Source organism: Pusillimonas caeni, from assembly GCF_003545815.1.
Classification (GTDB): Bacteria; Pseudomonadota; Gammaproteobacteria; order Burkholderiales; family Burkholderiaceae_B; genus Pusillimonas; species Pusillimonas caeni.
This window is the reverse complement of record NZ_PDUW01000001.1, coordinates 345,263-363,002: the sequence shown is the minus strand read 5'-3', so window position 1 is coordinate 363,002 and position 17,740 is coordinate 345,263. Positions and strand designations below refer to the sequence as shown.

Sequence of the window (17,740 nt, the reverse complement as noted above, 5' to 3'; positions counted from 1 at the left end):
TGATATCCCTGGGTTTTCCGAATTCCTTCCTCTACGCGGCCTGCTCGGGTTTCGGCGTTCTTCGCACGTCGAGCTGGGTAATGCGCCGACCCTGCAGCTCGGTCACTTCGAATTCGAACCCGTCGATCTCCACCTTCGAGCCGGGTGCGGGCAGGCTGTCCAGGCGGGCCAGGACCAGGCCCGCTATCGACGAGACGTCGAGGCCTTCGTCGAGCAGGGAGCCGGTGCCCAGCTCCTGTTCCAGGTGGTGCAGGTCGGTCGAGCCCGATACGCGCCAATGGCCTTCGCCCACGACCAGTATCGGCGGCTGCTCGTCCTCGTCGGGGAACTCGCCCGCAATGGCTTCCAGAATGTCGATCGGCGTGATGAGGCCTTGTATGGTGCCGTATTCGTCCGCCACCAGGGCCAATTGTCCATGCGAGCCGCGCAGCGTCTCCATGGCCTTGATCACGCCGGTCAGTTCGTTGACCACGATGGGCTGGCGCAGCGACGGCTTGACGTCCAGCCGCCCCGTGTCCAGAAGCTCGGCCAGGAGATCCTTGGCGCGCACCACGCCCAACAGCGTATCCAGGTCTCCCTTGCCGACCGGAAAGAAGCTGTGGGGCGTGTCGCGCAGCATCTTGATGGTCTTGCCGGGGTCGCCGTCCACGTCCACCCAGGAGATGTCCGAGCGGGGCGTCATGATGGTCCGCACGGTGCGTTCCCCCAGGGTCAGCACGCCGCTGACCATATTGCGTTCTTCGGCGCCGAACGCGGGCTGCTCGTCGGCCTCGTCGGCGGGCGCCGTATCGCCGGCGGCCTCGGCAGCCTGCCGGCCTCCGCCCAGTATGCGCAGCACGGCCTCGGCCGTGCGGTCGCGCAGCGGAAGCCGGGCTTCGTTGCGCAGGACGCTGCGGCGGGCGATCTGGTTGAAGAACTCGATCACAATGGAAAAGCCGATGGCCGCGTAGAGGTAGCCTTTGGGAATGTGGAAACCCAGGCCTTCGGCCGTGAGGCTCAGGCCGATCATCAGCAGAAAGCTCAGGCACAGCACCACCACGGTGGGGTGGGCGCTCACGAAGCGGGTCAGGGGCTTGGAGGCCCACAGCATGATGCCGATGGAGATGATGACGGCGGCCATCATGACGGGCAGCTCGTCCACCATGCCCACGGCGGTGATGACGGCGTCCAGCGAGAACACGGCGTCCAGTACCACGATCTGCGCGACGACCACGCCGAAGCCCGCGTAGGCCTTGGATTCGCTGTGAACGTGAGCCTTGCCTTCGAGACGTTCGTGCAGCTCCGATGTGGCCTTGAACAGCAGGAACAGGCCGCCCAGCAGCAGTATCAGGTCGCGGCCCGAGAAGGTCAGGCCCGCGACGGCAAAGAGGGGCGCCGTCAAAGTGACCAGCCAGGACACGATGGACAACAGGCCCAGGCGCATGATCAAGGCCAGGGACAAGCCTATGATGCGCGCCTTGTCGCGTTGACTGGGCGGCAGCTTTTCGGCCAGGATAGCGATGAAGATCAGGTTGTCGATGCCGAGGACGATCTCCAGCACGACGAGGGTCAGCAACCCAATCCAGACATTGGGGTCAAATAACAGGTCCATGAGGGTCCGAGTCGGTTTTGAAAGAGGGGCGCGCCTTGGCCTGCGGCGAGTCGCCGGGCAATGCGCCAGGGGCCGTGGAAGGCGATAGGGAACGGAAGAGAGGAACGGAAGATCGTCTCATGCAGAGGCGAAGAGTGGCTGGCGTCTTAGTATAGTTTAGCTTGGGCCGCCTGCGTGATTCGCACGTACACACCCGATATAAACGAAGCGTACACGCTTATTAAGTAGACATAACGCCTGACGCTGGTCTATACTTTCGGCTTGGAGGCGTTTTGCGGCTTTGTCGCTCATCTGCCTTCTTTATGGGCCTATTTTCGCGATTTTTACTTCGGGCCCCTCCAACTGCCACCATGCGGTGGCTCGGCCGCCGGCCGATTCAACGGTTCTTCGAACCGCATAAACGTACGAATCCACGTACGGTCGAGGTACGCCACACGTACCCAATATCGCAGGGTTCGCGCTGCCATCGCGGTTGATTCCGCGTCGCGCGCCCTTGGTTATGGCCGCCTACAACGAGCCTTTCGAATGCTGCGGCGCCGGCATGCCGGCCCTTTGCGTTGTGTCGTCCATAGAAAATCAATCATAAGGATCTTGTTCCATGCAGGACACAGAGTTGTTTCAGTTATCCGGGCTGACCGCCGTATTGCTGCTGGTCGGCTTTTATGCGATTACCTTTCTGATGTCGCTGACGATCAGGCAGAAAAACGAGAATGTCGACGGATACATGGTCTCCAACAACGCCATCGGCTTCGGCCTGTCCGCAGCGAGCATGATCGCCACCTGGATATGGGCGGCTTCCTTCTACGCCAGTGCCAGCGCCGGCTACCGCTACGGCGTTTCGGGGCCCATCCACTACGGCCTGTGGGGCGCTTTGATGATTCTGTTCATCTATCCCTTCGGTCGCCGCTTCCGTCAGCTCGCGCCCAAGGCGCATACCCTGGCTGAAGTCATGCATGCGCGGCATGGCAGGTCGAGCCAGTTGATCATGGCGGTGTCGAACCTGGTGGGAAGCTGCATCAGCCTCATGGTCAACTTCACCGCCGCCGGGGCGCTGGTGTCGATACTGAGCCCCCTGAGCTTTGTGCAGGGCGTGCTGATCGCGGCGGCAGGCGTGCTTTCGTACACCATATGGTCGGGTTTCCGCGCCTCGGTCATGACCGATTTCGCCCAGCTCGCGGCCATGATCGTGTCGGCCGTGGTGATCATTCCCATCATCTTCTTCAACGTCGGGGGCACCGAGATGCTGGCGGCCAATATGTCGGCGCTGACCGAACAGCAGGCCGACTTCTTTTCCTCCGAGGCCTTCCTGAGGCAGGGCGCCCCCTATTTCGTCGCCGTGCTGGCCTATGCCATAGGCAACCAGACCATCGCGCAGCGGCTGTTCGCGGTGCGCGAAGACCTGATCAAGCCCACCTTCATCTCGGCCACGATAGGCTACGGCGCCATCGTCATCGGTCTGGGCATGCTGGGGCTGCTCGCCTTGTTCATCGGGCTGGAGCCGGCCAACGGCAACCTCAACAACATCATTCCCCAGATGGCCTCGGCCTATCTGCCGCCGTTCGCCATCGGCCTGTTCTTCATTCTCGTCGTGGGCTCGCTGTCGTCGACGGCGGACTCGGACCTGTCGGCCCTGTCGGCGATCGTGATGACCGACATTTACGGCAAGAACCTGGCCAAGGGCCGGCCCGATCCCGCCCGCATGCTGTTCTGGGGCCGCATGACCATGGTGGTCGCGACCATGGTGGGCGTGATCTTCGCCAGCCTGCGCATGGACATCCTGGTAATGCTGGTCTTCGTGGGGGCGTTGTGGGGCGCCATCGTCTTCCCGGTCATCATGAGCTTCTATTGGGACCGCATCACCAACAGGGCTTTCACCAGCGCGGTCGTCAGCGCCGTGGCCCTGTTCACCCTGGTAAGGTTCGAACTGATTCCATTGCAGGGCGCGCCGGCCGTGCTGTTCGAACTGCTCGCCTCGGTGGGCGGCGGCGTCGTGATCGGCCTGATGGCTTTCGGTTTCTTCGGCAAGACGGCGGGCCTGGTGCTGGGAGCGCTCGCCATGGCGGTGCTGGCGCCCTTCAGCATCGGCTTCCTGCGCGATTATGTGGTGCTGCTCAGTTCGCTCACGGCGTATGGCGTCAGCGCCATCGTCTGCGTGGCGGTCAGCCTGAGATCCAGCGAGCGTTTCGATTTCGGCCTGCTCAACGAACGAGTAGTGGCGTTCCAGCACGATGCCGCCGAAGCTGTCCCGGCCCCGCGGGCCGCAGGCAAGGCGCTGCGGCAAAAAGACGCCGTCCGCGCCGCTTCCGAAAAAGTGTCGTCCCAGACCCTCTGAACTGAAGGAGAAGAAGCATGAATGCATTGGGGCTCAGCGCCTACATATTGATATGGCCGGTCATCTCGGCAGCCATCCTGGCGATGCTGGTCGTGGCCCTGATCCGCGACGTGCGCAGGGCGCGCCGCAACGGCGACGAAATGATCTGATCGGCGGCGGCTTGGCGCGGAGGCGAGGCGGCGGCGTTCCGCCGTCCGGGCGCCCGGATGTGCACTCCCTGGGCCGCATGGCCAGGCTGGCCCTGATTACTTGGTAAACTTGTTCTATTCCATTTTGTTACGGATATGAGCGCTGGGCCGGCCGTCGGCAATCGCCGGGGGCCGGCCCAGTGTCCGTACCCGCAACGGCAACCTGCAATTCGCTCTAGAGGCTCCAGATGCCGCAATATCGTTCCCGCACTTCGACCCATGGCCGCAACATGGCCGGCGCGCGCGCGCTTTGGCGCGCCACCGGCATGAAAGACGACGACTTCAACAAGCCCATCATCGCCGTCGTCAATTCCTTCACCCAGTTCGTGCCCGGGCATGTGCACCTGAAGGATCTGGGCCAGCTCGTGGCGCGCCAGATCGAAGCGGCGGGCGGGGTCGCCAAAGAGTTCAACACCATCGCGGTCGACGACGGCATTGCCATGGGACATGGCGGCATGCTGTATTCCCTGCCTTCGCGCGAGCTCATCGCCGATTCCGTCGAATACATGGTCAACGCGCATTGCGCCGACGCCATGGTGTGCATCTCGAACTGCGACAAGATCACGCCGGGAATGCTGATGGCCGCCATGCGCCTGAACATCCCGGTGGTGTTCGTTTCGGGCGGCCCCATGGAGGCCGGCAAGGTCATCGACACCGGCACCAAGAAAGTGCTGATGAAACTCGATCTGGTCGACGCCATGGTCAAGGCGGCCGACACCCAGGTCAGCGACGCCGAAGTACAGACCATCGAGCGCAGCGCCTGTCCCACTTGCGGCTCATGTTCCGGCATGTTCACCGCCAACTCCATGAATTGCCTGACCGAAGCCCTGGGCCTGGCACTGCCGGGCAACGGCTCGCTGCTGGCCACGCATGCGCGCCGCCAGTCGCTGTTCGAGAACGCCGGCAGGCTGGTCGTCGATCTGTGCAAGCGCTATTACGAGCAGGACGATGCCTCGGTTCTGCCGCGCAACATCGCCACCGTGCAGGCGTTTGAAAACGCCATGGCCCTGGACGTCGCCATGGGCGGCTCGACCAACACCGTGCTGCACCTGCTCGCCGCCGCCCAAGAGGCCGGCGTCGACTTCACCATGTCGGACATCGACCGCATTTCGCGCCGCGTGCCCTGCCTGAGCAAGGTGGCGCCCGCCACCGACAAATACCATATGGAAGACGTCCACCGCGCCGGCGGCATCTTCGGCATCCTGGGCGAACTGGCCCGTGCCGGCCTGCTCAACCTGGACGTCGGCAATGTGCACAGCGGCACGCTGCGCCAGGCCATCGACCGCTGGGACGTGAACAGCGGCCACGCTGCCGAAGAAGTGCTGGACTTCTACCGCGCCGCCCCTGGCGGCGTGCCCACCCAGGTGGCCTTCAGCCAGGACCGCTACTACGACACCCTGGATGTCGACCGCGAAGGCGGCTGCGTGCGCTCGCGCGAGCATGCCTATTCCCAGGACGGCGGCCTGGCCGTGCTGTACGGCAACCTGGCGCCCAACGGCTGCATCGTCAAGACGGCGGGCGTGGACGAAAGCATACTCACCTTCACCGGCACGGCGCGTGTCTACGAAAGCCAGGAATCGGCGGTCGAGGGCATTCTGGGCGGCGAGGTCAAAGCCGGGCACGTGGTCATCATCCGCTACGAAGGTCCCAAGGGCGGCCCGGGCATGCAGGAAATGCTCTATCCCACCTCTTATCTCAAGTCCATGGGGCTGGGCGCCAGCTCGGCGCTGCTCACCGACGGCCGTTTCTCGGGCGGCTCGTCCGGCCTGGTCATCGGCCATGCTTCGCCCGAGGCGGCGGAGGGCGGCAACATCGGCCTGGTCAACGACGGCGACACCATCGAGATCGACATCCCCAACCGCCGCATCCACCTGGCCATCAGCGAACAAGAGCTTGCCGAACGGCGCGCCGCCATGGAGGCGCGCGGCGACAAGGCCTGGCAGCCGGTCGATCGCGAGCGTTATGTGTCCCAGGCCCTGCAGGCCTACGCCGCCCTAGCCACCTCGGCCGACCGAGGCGCGGTGCGCGACGTCAGCCAACTGCGCAATCGATAGGCCTAGGGCCGCAATAGCCGGCGCATGCCCCTGACACTGCTGAACATTGTCTTACCCGTGGCGGCCGTCGCCGTCCTGGGCTTCTTGTTCGGCAGGCGTCAGGCGCGCCGGCCGGACATGGATTTCATCAATCACGCCAATGTGATGGTGTTCTGTCCGGCGCTGGTGTTTTCCGCCCTGCTGGACAATCCGGTCGACCTGGTGCACAGCTGGCCGCTGGTGGCCGCCGGAGTCCTGATCATCATCGTGCCGGGCGTGCTGCTGGCTTTGATGCCGCAGCGAGGCGTGGCCCGAAGAGCGTTCCTGGTGACAGGGATGTTCCGCAATACCGGCAACGTCGGCATCCCGTTGATGATGCTGGCGTACGGCAGGCATCTGATGGGCGACATCGTGGTGTTGTTCGTGCTGTCGAACCTGATGCATTTTTCGCTCGGCCTGATCCTGTTGTCGCGCAGCAGCAGCCGCTGGATGTGGCTGCGCAATCCGAACATCTGGGCCGCCGTATCGGGCGTGCTCCTTGCGCCGTATCGCCATAACTTTCCGCCCTTTGTCGCGACCCTCGTCGAAATGCTGGGCCAGATAGCCATTCCCCTGATGCTGTTCTCGCTGGGCGTGCGGCTTGCGCAGGACCGCATCGACCAATTGGGCCTGGCGCTGCGCATCAACGCACTTTACCTGCTTGCCGGTCTGCTGACCTTGCCGATTGTGTTGTGGATGTTGCCGCTGACGCCCGAATGGTCTCGCCTGGTGGTGCTGTCGGCCATGCTGCCGCCCGCTGTGCTGAATTACCTGTTGTGCGAACAGTATCGCGCCGACCCGCGCATCGTCGCCAGCGTGGTGCTGTTGGGCAACGTGATGTCGCTTGTGACGATACCGTTGGTGGTGTGGGTCACGCTGGTGTGGTGGTAGGCGACATCGGGCTTGGGCCGGTCGCAGCAATGGAGGATGCAAGTACGTTTTTTACTTTCTTAGAACGGTGGGTTGTACCCAAATAAGGTATGATCAAACCTATTATGGGTAAGAAAAACACGGTGCGGCCTAAGAGCCTCGCGGATGCTCTCTTTTCTGGCACCAAGCAACGGGTGCTGGCGATTCTTTACGGCCAGCCGGAACGCAGTTTCTATGCGAATGAGTTAATCGGTCTGGCAGCCAGCGGTTCGGGGGCGGTGCAACGCGAACTTGCCACGCTGACCGATAGCGGGCTGGCCACTGTCAAGACTGTGGGCAATCAAAAACATTATCAAGCCAATCTCGATTCGCCTATTTTCGGCGAACTACGTGCGATCATACAAAAAACTGTCGGCTTGGCAGACCCATTGAAAGAGGCGCTTGAGCCTTTTGCGCCTCTTATCCTGGCTGCTTTTATCTACGGCTCTATCGCAAAAAGGACTGATACCGTCGCCAGTGATATAGACTTGATGCTGATCAGCAATGAAGTCAGCTATGGTGAATTATTTTTGGCGCTCGAGGAGGTAAGCATTCGCCTTGGCCGTCCGGTAAACCCCACGATTTGGTCTCTAGAAGAATTCGAAAGACGCCATGTTCGGCAAGAATCGTTTTTGTCCCGTGTGATAAAGCAGCCTAAAATCTGGCTCATAGGAGGGAATGATGTCCTCGGCATTCGTGAACCTATGCGGCCCGGGGAAGCCTTTACGGGTCGAGCCTCCTGACCATAGGGAGCTAGAAGGTTTGATTCGTTCGGGACATGCCCGAATGCGTGACGCGCTGAACACTACCCTCTCAATAGAGAGTCGGTTCGATCTAGCCTACAACGCGGTGCACGCACTCTGTCTTGCAGCGTTGCGCTGGCATGGCTATCGCCCGAGCAATCGATATGTCGTTTTCCAATTACTGCCGGATACGCTGGGTCTGGGTCCGGACGTTTGGCGCGTCCTAGCAAAATGCCACGGCATCCGCAATCTGAGCGAGTACGAAGGTGACTTGAATATCGACGAACGTATTGTCATTGATTTACTGGCTGCGACTCGCACTGTCGTAGACAAAGTCGATATGTTGTTGTCGTTGCGATAGAAGACGTGGAGAGCAATCAGGCTGGGCACAGCGCCATCGTCATCCTTGCGCTCCGTCCGCGCTGGTGACACACTGGCCTTTTGAGCCAGGAGACCGCCATGCCCGAAGAAAAGCGCCGCTTGCGTTCGGCCCATATCACCCAGGGGGCCGAGCGGGCGCCCAACCGGTCCATGTACTATGCCCTGGGCTACACCGAAGAAGACTTTTCAAAACCCATGGTGGGCGTGGCGAACGGGCACAGCACCATCACGCCTTGCAACAGCGGCCTGCAAAAGCTGGCGGACGCGGCCATAGCGGCCATCGCGGCGGGCGGCGGCAACGCCCAGCTGTTCGGCACGCCCACCATCTCCGACGGCATGGCCATGGGCACCGAGGGCATGAAGTATTCGCTCGTATCGCGCGAGGTCATCGCCGACTGCGTCGAAACCTGTGTGCAGGGCCAGTGGATGGACGGGGTTCTGGTGATAGGCGGCTGCGACAAGAACATGCCCGGCGGCATGATGGGCATGCTGCGCGCCAACGTGCCGGGCATCTATGTATACGGCGGCACCATTCTGCCGGGCCGGCTGGACGGCAAAGACCTGAACATCGTCAGTGTGTTCGAGGCGGTGGGCGAGAACGCCGCGGGCCGGCTCAGCGACAAAGAACTCAAGCGCATCGAGCTGCACGCCATACCCGGCCCCGGCTCGTGCGGCGGCATGTACACCGCCAACACCATGAGCTCGGCCTTCGAGGCAATGGGCATGAGCCTGCCTTACTCATCCACCATGGCCAATGTGCACGACGAAAAAGCCGAGTCCGCCGCCGAGTCGGCGCGGGTGCTGCTGCAGGCCATAAAGAACGATCTCAAGGCGCGCGACATCGTCACACGCGAGTCCATCGAGAACGCGGTCAGCGTCATCATGGCGATAGGCGGGTCCACCAACGCGGTGCTGCACTTCCTGGCCATCGCCCACGCGGCGGGTGTGCGATGGACCATCGACGATTTCGAGCGGGTGCGCAAGAAAGTGCCGGTGCTGTGCGACCTCAAGCCCAGCGGCCGCTACCTGGCGGTGGACTTCCATCGGGCGGGCGGCGTGCCCATGGTAATGAAGCTGCTGCTCGATGCGGGCCTGCTGCATGGCGACTGCATGACGATAACGGGACAGACCGTGGCCCAGCAGCTCGAAGGCCTGCCCGACACGCCCTACGCGGACCAGGACGTCATCCGCAGCCTGGACAAGGCCCTTTATGCCCAGGGACACCTGGCCATACTCAAGGGCAATCTTTCCACCGAGGGCTGCGTGGCCAAGATCACCGGCCTGAAAACGCCGGTCATGACCGGCCCCGCGCGGGTCTTCAACGACGAGCAGTCGGCGCTGGCCGCCATTCTCCAGGGACGCATCAAGGCGGGCGACGTCATGGTGCTGCGTTATCTCGGCCCCAAGGGCGGGCCGGGCATGCCCGAAATGCTGGCGCCCACCAGCGCCCTGATCGGCGCCGGGCTGGGCGATTCCGTGGGCCTGATCACCGACGGCCGCTTCTCGGGCGGAACCTGGGGCATGGTGGTGGGCCATGTGGCGCCCGAAGCGGCGGTGGGCGGCTGCATCGCCCTGGTCGAAGAGGGCGACTCCATCACCATCGACGCGCACAAGCAAGTGCTGCAGCTCAATGTGTCCGACGGCGAGCTGGCCCGCCGCCGCGAGGGCTGGACGCCGCCCCAGCCGCGGTACACCCGCGGCGTGCAGGCCAAGTTCGCCTTCAATTGTTCCAGCGCCAGCACCGGCGCGGTGCTCGACGAGTTCTGACTCAAGCCGCCCGCGCCGGCGCGCCGGCCGTCGGGCCCGTGGGCCGGCTGCGATACAGCAGAAAGCCCACGATGGCCAGGTTGAGCAGGTTCCAGCCGATGCAGAAGACGAAGGCCAGAAAATAGGAATGGCTGGTGTCGTAGACCTTGCCCGGCAGCCAGCCCCCCAGGGCCATGCCCAGCATGGTGGCCATGATGACGGTGCCCACGCGCGCTCCCGCTTCGCGCGGTGAAAAATACTCGCGCACGATGATGGCGTAGGTGGGCACGATGCCGCCCTGGAACAGCCCGAACAGGGCCGAGACGATATACAGCGAAACCAGCCCCTTGGTCGGCAGAAACATGAACAGGGCGATCATCTGCAGGAATGATGTCAGCAGCAGCGTGCGCAGGCCGCCGATGCGGTCGCACACCGCACCGAAGAACAGCCGGCTGGCGATGCCGCATGCCAGCATCAGCGAAAGCATCTCGGCGCCCCGCGCGGGGCTGAAGCCCAGGTCGATGCAGTAGGCGACGATGTGCACCTGGGGCATGGCCATGGCCACGCAACAGGCGACCCCCGCGATGCTGAGCAGGAGCTGAGCGCGCCCCGGCGACATGCCGAAGGGGCGGTCGCTTGCCGCGGCGGCGCGCGCCAGATGACGCGGACGGTTCTTGCCTTGCGGCACATTGCTGTGGCCGGTGGGCGGCGGCGCCCGCATCAGCATGGCCAGCCCGGCCATGGTGACCAGGCAGAACAGGCCCAGGTAAATATAAGTCTGGCGCCAGCCCGCTTCGAGTATGAAGTGCTGGACGACGGGTGGAGCGATGGTGCCGCTCAGGTAGTTGCCGCTGGCCGCCACGGCAACCGCCAGCCCGCGGTAGCGCACGAACCACAGCGAAGTGTCCGCCACCAGGGGAGCGAAGGCGCTCGAGCCGCCGAGCGTCCCCAGCAGCACGCCGTGGATGGCGATGAAGACCCAGATATTGCTCGCCAGCGCCGAGAGGATATAGCCCGACCCCAGGCCCACGGCGCCGACCAGCAAAGGCACGGTGACGCCGTAGCGGTCGGAGAGATGGCCCATGAGTATGCCGCCCAGCCCGAAGCCCACCATCATGATGGTGTAGGGCAGCGATGCGACTCCCCGCGCCGAGCCGAAATCGGCCTGTACCGCCGGCAGCACGACGGCCATGATGTACATGCCGGCCGTGCCTATGGTCATGAGCGCCAGGGTGACGAGCAGGCGCACGACGGCCTGCCGCGAATCGGGCGCAGAGGGGCGAGTCTGAGAAGGCGCTTCGCGTGCCACGGCGGGACCAGGTTAGCGGCCTTCCGCGGCCGCGGAGCGCCTCCAGGGGCTTCCCGCGGCCGCAGCCGGCCGACCGTATTGAAAAGGTTTAGAAGGGATAGTGGCGGGGCGCGGTCTGGACGGAGATCCAGCGCAGTTCGGTGAACTCGTGGATGCCGGCCTTGCCGCCGAAGCGGCCGAAGCCGCTGCCCTTGACTCCGCCGAACGGCATTTGCGCCTCGTCGTGGACGGTGGGCCCGTTGACGTGGCAGATTCCAGACTGGATGCGGGCCGCCACCTGCCAGGCGCGCGCGGCGTCCTTGCCGAACACCGCGGCCGACAGGCCATAGTCGTTGTCGTTGGCGACGGCGATGGCTTCTTCGGCGCCGTCGACGCGCACAATGCCCTTGACCGGACCGAAGGATTCGTCGCTGTAGATCTTCATGTCGGAGGTGACGTGGTCGATCAGCGTGGCGGGGATCAGCGTGTTGTCGGCCTTGCCGCCGCAAAGCAGCTTGCCGCCCTTGGCCAGCGCGTCGTCGATGAGGGCGTTGCAGCGTTCGACCGTGGCCATGTCGACCACCGAACCCAGCACGACCGGGCCTTCGCGAGGGTCGCCCAGGGGCAGGCTCTTGGCCTTTTCGGTCAGGCGGGCGACGAAGTCGTCGGCCACTTTTTGATCGACGATGATGCGCTCGGTCGACATGCAGATTTGCCCGGAGTTGGCGAAAGCGCCGAACGCCGCCGCATTGACCGCGTCATCGAGGTCGGCGTCGTCGAGAACGACGAGCGGCGCCTTGCCGCCCAGCTCGAGCACCGAAGGCTTGAGATACTTGGCGCAGGTGGCGGCGATGATCTTGCCGACCCGGGTCGAGCCCGTGAAGTTGACGCGGCGCACGGCGGGATGGGCGATGATGGCTTCGACGATTTCACCGGCGTCGGCGGGCGCGTTGGTAATGAAGTTGACCACACCCTCGGGGAAGCCGGCCTCGCTCAGCGCTTCGATGATGAGGCCGTGGGTGGCCGGGCAGATTTCGGATCCCTTGAGAATGACGGTGTTGCCGCAGGCCAGAGGGGTGGCGACGGCGCGCACGCCCAGGATGACGGGTGCGTTCCAGGGCGCCATGCCCAGCACGACGCCGGCCGGCTGGCGCACGCCCATGGCGAGGCTGCCGGGCACGTCGGAGGGAATGACTTCGCCGTGTATCTGGGTGGTGAGGGAGCCGGCTTCGACCAGCATGTTGGCGGCCAGTTGCACATTGAATGCGGCCCACATCGCCGAGGCGCCGGTTTCATGCGCCACGGCTTCGATGAAGGCTGCTTCTTTGGCCTTGAGGGCCTGGCCTGCCTTGATGAGCAGCGCGCGGCGCTCGGTCGGACCCATGGCCGCCCAGGCGGGAAACGCCTTGGATGCTGCCTCGACGGCCGCGACTGCGTCATCGACCGTGGCGGCCGGCGCTGTGGTGGCCACCTTGCCGTCGAGCGGATTGCGGCGCTCGAAGGTGGCGCCGTTGCTTGCCGCCCTTTGCTGGCCGTTGATGAGCAGGGAGATCGATGACATGTTTTCCTCCAGGGAATTTATGGTTTATTGAAGAGCATAACCCATGGCGGCCTAGGACCTGTTGACGCTAAAAGGACGGCCGCACGGGCCCTGGAGGGTCAGCCGCCCATGATGTGGCGTTCGCGTATCAATTTGCCGAAGCGCTCGGCGTCGTCGACCGCCTTCTGGCCGAACTCGTCCGGCGTCATGGGGGCCGGTTCGGAACCCATGACGGCAAGCGTTTCCTTGAAGGCATCGGAGCGAACGATCTTGTTGATCTCGGTGTTCATTTTTTCGATGATTTCGGGCGGTGTGCCGGCCGGCGCATAGAAGCCGAAGTAAGTGTCCGCGTCGAAATCGGTCAGCCCGGCCTCGTGCAGCGTGGGTACGTCTGGAAAGCGGGTGGAGCGATGCATGCTGCCTATGGCCAGCAGCTTGAGCTTGCCGGCTTCGACGTTGGCCAGGCCGATGCCCGGGTCGAACATGAAATCGACCTGTCCGCCCAGCAGGTCGCGCATGGCCGGCGCCGCGCCCCGATAGGGAATGTGCACCGCATCGACGCCCGCTTTCTCTTTGAAGAGCTCGCCCGCCAGGTGCGGTGAGGAGCCGTTGCCCGGTGAACTGTAGTCGAGCTTGCCCGGGTTCTTCTTGAGATGGTCGATGAACTCCTGCACATTGTCGGCGGGGACTTCAGGCGTGGTCTCGAGGTATACGATCACGCGCGCTGCCGCGGCCACCGGCACCAGGTCCTTCATGGGGTCGAACGTCATGTTGTCGTAGATGAGCGGGTTGATCGAGACCATGCCGCCGGAGGACATCAGGAAGGTATAGCCGTCCGGCGCGGCCTTGGCCGCCGCATCGCCGCCGATATTGCCGCCCGCACCGGCCTTGTTCTCAACCACGAAGGGCTGCCCCAGGGCTTCTCTGAGCGGCTCGGTGATGGCCCGCGCGATCTTGTCGGCCGCGCCGCCGGGCGGGAAGTTGACGATGACGGTGACGGGTTTGCTGGGCCATTGCTGCGCCGGCGCCGGGGCCGGCATCAGGGCAAGGACGGCCGTGGCCGCGGCGGCCAGCGCCATGCCGCGGCCGAGCAGAAGGCGCCTGCGTGGGGAATGAGCTGTTTTCATGTTTGTCTCCGTGTGGTTATGTGCTGCGGTTTATCCGGAATGCGGCCCTGGTGCTTCAGGCCGCTGGTCGTCTCAGGCGACCCGTACTTCGACCAGAATGGGTCCTTTGGACTGCAGCGCCGACTTCAGGGTGCCGGCCAGCTGGGCCGGGTCTTCTACGCGCAGGGCCTCGCAGCCGTGCCCTTTGGCCAGGGCGATGAAGTCCAGCCCCGGCAGCTCGGAGCCCTGCAGGTGGTCGCCCGGCTTGAAGCCGAAGGTATGGGCGAACTCCTGCAGCGCGGCATAGCGCTGGTTGTTGATGATGATGAAGGTGATGGGCAGTTGAAGCTGTACGGCGTTCCAGAGCGCCTGGATGGAATACATGCTGGAGCCGTCTCCGACCAGGCCGATGATGCGTTTTCCGGGCATGCCCAGGGCCACGCCGACCGAGGCCGGCAGGCCGTAGCCCAGCCCGCCGCTGGCCATGGTGTAGAAGGTCTCGCTGCGGTAGATGGGCATGTAGCGGTGCATCACCGGCCGGGCGCTGGGGGCCTCTTCGACGATGACGGTGTCGGGCGCGCGCACTTCGTCCAGCGTTTGCAGCAGATAGGCCACCGACATGGGCGTGGAGGGTTCGGCGCGCGGGGCTTTTTGCCGGAGGGGGGGCGCCGGCCGCTTCGGCGGGGTGGTGGCCCGCAGCAGCGCGGAAACGCCGGCCCGCACTCCGCATACCAGAGCCGTGCCTTCGGGCGCCCAGGCGGCGATGGCGGGGTCGTCGATGATTTGCGCCAGCCTGGCGCCCGCCGGCAGATGGGGGCCCTCGCCTTCGATGTGATAGGTAAAGGCCGGCGCGCCCAGAACGAGTATGGCGTCGTGTCCCCCCAGCGCGCCGACGATTTTTGCGCGTTCGGCGGCCAGGTAGCCCGCGAACAGGGGATGGTCGCCGGGAAAGCCGCAACGCGCCGACATGGGGGCGATCCAGACGCGCGCGTTGTGCTTCTCGGCCAGCTGCAGGGTTTCATCCCAGGCGCCGTCGCGGTCCACGCCCGTGCCGACGACGAAGGCGGGCCGCTCGCAGCGGTCGAGCATGTCGGCCACCTGGGCCAGGATGTCGGCCTGGGGCGCGGCGGCGGTGCTGACCGTGCGCGGCCGCAGATAGTCGCAGCGCCGGTTCCAGTCGTCGGACGGAATCGACACCAGCACCGGGCCGCAGGGCGCTTGCGTCGCCATATAGTAGGCGCGCGCAATCGCCTGGGGCACGTCCTCGGCCCGGGCCGGCTCCACGCTGTATTTGACGTAGGGCATGGCCAGGTGAGTGGGATCGGATGAGGACAGGAAGGGGTCGTACGGCAGAATGGAGCGGGCCTGCTGGCCGGCGGAAATGACCAGGGGCGTGGCGTTTTTATGGGCGGTGAAGATGGCGCCCATGGCATTGCCCACGCCGGCCGCCGAGTGCAGGTTGACGAAGGCCGCCTTGCGCGTCGCCTGGGCGTAGCCGTCGGCCATGCCGACGACCACGGCCTCGTGCAGCCCGAGCTGATAGCTGAAATCGTCGGGAAAATCCAGGAAGAGCGCCAGTTCGGTAGACCCCGGATTGCCGAAAATGGTGGTCATGCCGAAAGAGCGCAAAAGATCGAGTACGGCGTCGCGCACCGTGGGGCGGGAGTCGCCGGTGGCGGCTGCGGCGCGTAGGGAGGACGGCTGGCCTGACATGTCTTGATTCCTTGCTGAGCGTGGCAGGTGGCCGGGCCATAGCCCGGTCGCTCATTGATTATGTGGCCCTGCGGGTCATAATCCAATAAGATAAAAATAATATGGCTTATTAGAAAAATGAATATCAAGGACATCGACCTCAATCTGTTGCGGCTGTTCGACGCTATCTACAGAACCCGCAACGTCAGCCGGGCCGCCGAGGCCCTGGACATCAGCCAGCCCGCCGCCAGCCAGGGCCTGGCCCGGCTGCGCGCGGCGATGAACGACCCTCTTTTCGTGCGACATTCGGTGGGAGTGCGTCCCACCCCGCGGGCGGACAGGCTGGCCGGCGTGGTGCGGCAGTCGCTGGGCGCGCTCGAACTGGCGCTGAACGAAGCCGCGTCGTTCGACCCCCGCCGGTCGCGGCGGGTCTTTCGCATACATATGAGCGACATCGGCGAGGGACGTTTCCTGCCCGACCTGTTGCAGGCGCTGCGCGAGCGGGCTCCGGGCGTGCGCATCGATACGCGGCCGGTCGCCGCCGCCGACATCGCCGACGCCCTGGACGATGCGCGCCTGGACTTCGCATTCGGCTTCCTGCCCCAAGTTCGCGACACCCGTCGCGTCAAGCTGCTCGACGACCGCTACATCGTATTGCTGCGCAGCGGCAACCCCTTCCTGCGCAATCGTAAAACCGAAGTGTCGCTGGAGGACCTGCGCGAGCTGGAGTTCGTCGCGGTGCGCACGCATCGGGACACCCTGCGCATCCTGCATCTGCTCGGCCTGGAGGACCGGCTTCGATTGACCACCGAGCATTTCGTGGTGCTGCCCGCCATCGTCAGGGCCACCGACCTGGGCGTCGTCATGCCGCGCAACATCGCGCTCAACTTTGCGCAGGAAGGGCCTTACGCCATCATCGAACCCGCGTTTCCCTTGCGTGAATTCACGGTGTCGCTGCACTGGAGCAAGCGTTTCGAATCCGATCCGGCCATCCGCTGGTTCCGCGACCTGGCGGTCGAGATTTTCGCGGAGCCGGCGGCCTGACGGCGGCGCAATGGGATAGGGCGCGATGCTGGCCCAGGCCGAGCTGACACTGCCCTTACATCTTTCATGCTTCTTTGCGTTTATTGACGTTCTGTAGCGTCGATTCTTCGCAATTTCAAAGGTTTAAGGCGATTTATCAAAAGTGCGTCGGTGCGCCTGATTGCAGAATGAAATCAGATTTACTGGTTCGTTACTGTTTCAGATGCCCGCGCTTCGCATTCTGCTGATCGACAACAATCCTCAACAACTTCGTCCCTTGATCGAAGCGCTGAAGGAACAAGGCTACCGACCCACCGTCGCGTACGATGGGTCGATGGGATACGCACGCGCCGTGGCCGTCTTGCCGGACGTCATCCTGCTCGAGAGCCAGCTCCCCAAAATGGACGGCCTGACGTTGGCGCGGATGTTGGCCGCCAACGTACAGACGGAACACATCCCGCTGTTGTTCCTCTCGGAATCGGCCTCGCCGGAGATGCGCCTCGCCGGATTGCGCGCGGGCGCGGTCGACTACATCGCCAAGCCCTTCGAGCCGGCGGAGGTCATCGAGCGGATAGACATCCACACGCGGCTGGCGAGCCGCAGGGCGCCGGCGGTGGAAAGGACCGCGGGGGACGGAGCCGGGCATGGCGACGCAAAGCCGGGCGAAGCCGCGGTCCCGCAATACGAAGCGAGAAAATCCGCGCGGCGCGGCGCCTACCACCATGACGATGTATTGTTCAGCGCGATTCGGCGCATCGTCCTCGAGGAGCTGGAACACCCGCCCTCCGCCGCCGAACTGGCAAAAAGCCTCGGCGTCTCGCAACATCGGCTGGCGGCGGTAATCAAGGCGCAGACCGGCGCCAGCCTGTTCGAGTTCGTGCGCGGCAAGCGCATGGAAAAGGCGTCGCGGCTGCTGGTCCGCACCGGGCTGTCCGTCACCGACATAGCGGCCGAAGTCGGCTACTCGAGCGCCGCGAACTTCACCACCGCCTTTCGCGATTACTTCGGCCTGACCCCCACCGCCTACAGAAAGAACCGTCCGTCCAGATGAGCCGCTGCTGGGGCGATGCCGCCTGCCAGTGAGAAGTTTGATGCGCGTCAAAAAGAAAAGCGGCTCATTTGCTACGAT

14 protein-coding genes are annotated in these 17,740 nt (G+C 64.2%); 9 read left to right on the top strand and 5 right to left on the bottom strand.

From position 1 onward, the window contains the following. Positions 1 to 31 precede the first annotated feature (31 nt). On the bottom strand, positions 32 to 1,591 hold the full coding sequence (locus CSC67_RS01665; RefSeq protein ID WP_118992773.1) for a TerC family protein: 1,560 nt from the start codon (positions 1,589 to 1,591) through the stop codon (positions 32 to 34). 598 nt (positions 1,592 to 2,189) lie between these two features. Between CSC67_RS01665 and CSC67_RS01660 the strand changes: the two genes are divergently transcribed. The 7 genes from CSC67_RS01660 (at position 2,190) to ilvD (CSC67_RS01635) (ending at position 9,983) form a co-directional block, all read left to right on the top strand. After that, on the top strand, positions 2,190 to 3,923 hold the full coding sequence (locus CSC67_RS01660; protein WP_245220090.1) for a sodium:solute symporter family protein: 1,734 nt from the start codon (positions 2,190 to 2,192) through the stop codon (positions 3,921 to 3,923). A 17-nt stretch (positions 3,924 to 3,940) separates the two neighbouring features. Then, positions 3,941 to 4,072, top strand: coding sequence for a putative transporter small subunit (locus tag CSC67_RS21435; RefSeq protein ID WP_425337617.1), 132 nt, complete (start codon positions 3,941 to 3,943; stop codon positions 4,070 to 4,072). Between the two features lie 227 nt (positions 4,073 to 4,299). Then, the gene (gene ilvD / locus CSC67_RS01655; protein WP_118992772.1) at positions 4,300 to 6,165 is read left to right on the top strand and encodes a dihydroxy-acid dehydratase; all 1,866 of its coding nucleotides are present in this window, start codon (positions 4,300 to 4,302) and stop codon (positions 6,163 to 6,165) included. A 24-nt stretch (positions 6,166 to 6,189) separates the two neighbouring features. Continuing rightward, a complete protein-coding gene (locus CSC67_RS01650) occupies positions 6,190 to 7,074 on the top strand; it encodes an AEC family transporter (RefSeq protein ID WP_118992771.1) in 885 nt (294 codons plus the stop codon). Between the two features lie 89 nt (positions 7,075 to 7,163). Beyond that, entirely contained in the window at positions 7,164 to 7,835 is a 672-nt protein-coding gene (locus CSC67_RS01645) for a nucleotidyltransferase domain-containing protein (RefSeq protein ID WP_209304249.1), read from the top strand. Between the two features lie 43 nt (positions 7,836 to 7,878). Beyond that, positions 7,879 to 8,196, top strand: a complete 318-nt coding sequence (locus CSC67_RS01640; protein ID WP_245220089.1) for a hypothetical protein — start codon at positions 7,879 to 7,881, stop codon at positions 8,194 to 8,196. A gap of 98 nt (positions 8,197 to 8,294) precedes the next feature. Continuing rightward, the gene (ilvD, locus tag CSC67_RS01635; protein ID WP_118992769.1) at positions 8,295 to 9,983 is read left to right on the top strand and encodes a dihydroxy-acid dehydratase; all 1,689 of its coding nucleotides are present in this window, start codon (positions 8,295 to 8,297) and stop codon (positions 9,981 to 9,983) included. 1 nt (position 9,984) lies between these two features. Here the strand turns inward: ilvD (CSC67_RS01635) and CSC67_RS01630 are convergent, their stop codons facing one another. The 4 genes from CSC67_RS01630 to mdlC form a co-directional block, all read right to left on the bottom strand. Next, positions 9,985 to 11,271 (bottom strand): MFS transporter, encoded by a 1,287-nt coding sequence (locus tag CSC67_RS01630; protein ID WP_118992768.1) that lies wholly within the window; start codon positions 11,269 to 11,271, stop codon positions 9,985 to 9,987. 88 nt (positions 11,272 to 11,359) lie between these two features. Further along, positions 11,360 to 12,811, bottom strand: a complete 1,452-nt coding sequence (locus CSC67_RS01625; protein WP_118992767.1) for an aldehyde dehydrogenase — start codon at positions 12,809 to 12,811, stop codon at positions 11,360 to 11,362. 98 nt (positions 12,812 to 12,909) lie between these two features. Beyond that, positions 12,910 to 13,917, bottom strand: a complete 1,008-nt coding sequence (locus tag CSC67_RS01620) for a Bug family tripartite tricarboxylate transporter substrate binding protein (protein ID WP_118992766.1) — start codon at positions 13,915 to 13,917, stop codon at positions 12,910 to 12,912. A 72-nt stretch (positions 13,918 to 13,989) separates the two neighbouring features. After that, positions 13,990 to 15,609 carry a benzoylformate decarboxylase gene (gene mdlC, locus CSC67_RS01615; protein WP_118992765.1) on the bottom strand — a complete coding sequence of 540 codons (1,620 nt, stop codon included), beginning with the start codon at positions 15,607 to 15,609 and terminating at the stop codon, positions 13,990 to 13,992. 117 nt (positions 15,610 to 15,726) lie between these two features. Here mdlC and CSC67_RS01610 point away from each other — a divergent pair, with 117 nt between their 5' ends. Both CSC67_RS01610 and CSC67_RS01605 read left to right on the top strand, forming a co-directional pair. After that, positions 15,727 to 16,632 carry a LysR family transcriptional regulator gene (locus CSC67_RS01610; protein WP_209304248.1) on the top strand — a complete coding sequence of 302 codons (906 nt, stop codon included), beginning with the start codon at positions 15,727 to 15,729 and terminating at the stop codon, positions 16,630 to 16,632. Positions 16,633 to 16,792: 160 nt separating this feature from the next. Next, positions 16,793 to 17,662, top strand: a complete 870-nt coding sequence (locus CSC67_RS01605; protein WP_135227417.1) for a response regulator transcription factor — start codon at positions 16,793 to 16,795, stop codon at positions 17,660 to 17,662. Positions 17,663 to 17,740: the final 78 nt, after the last annotated feature.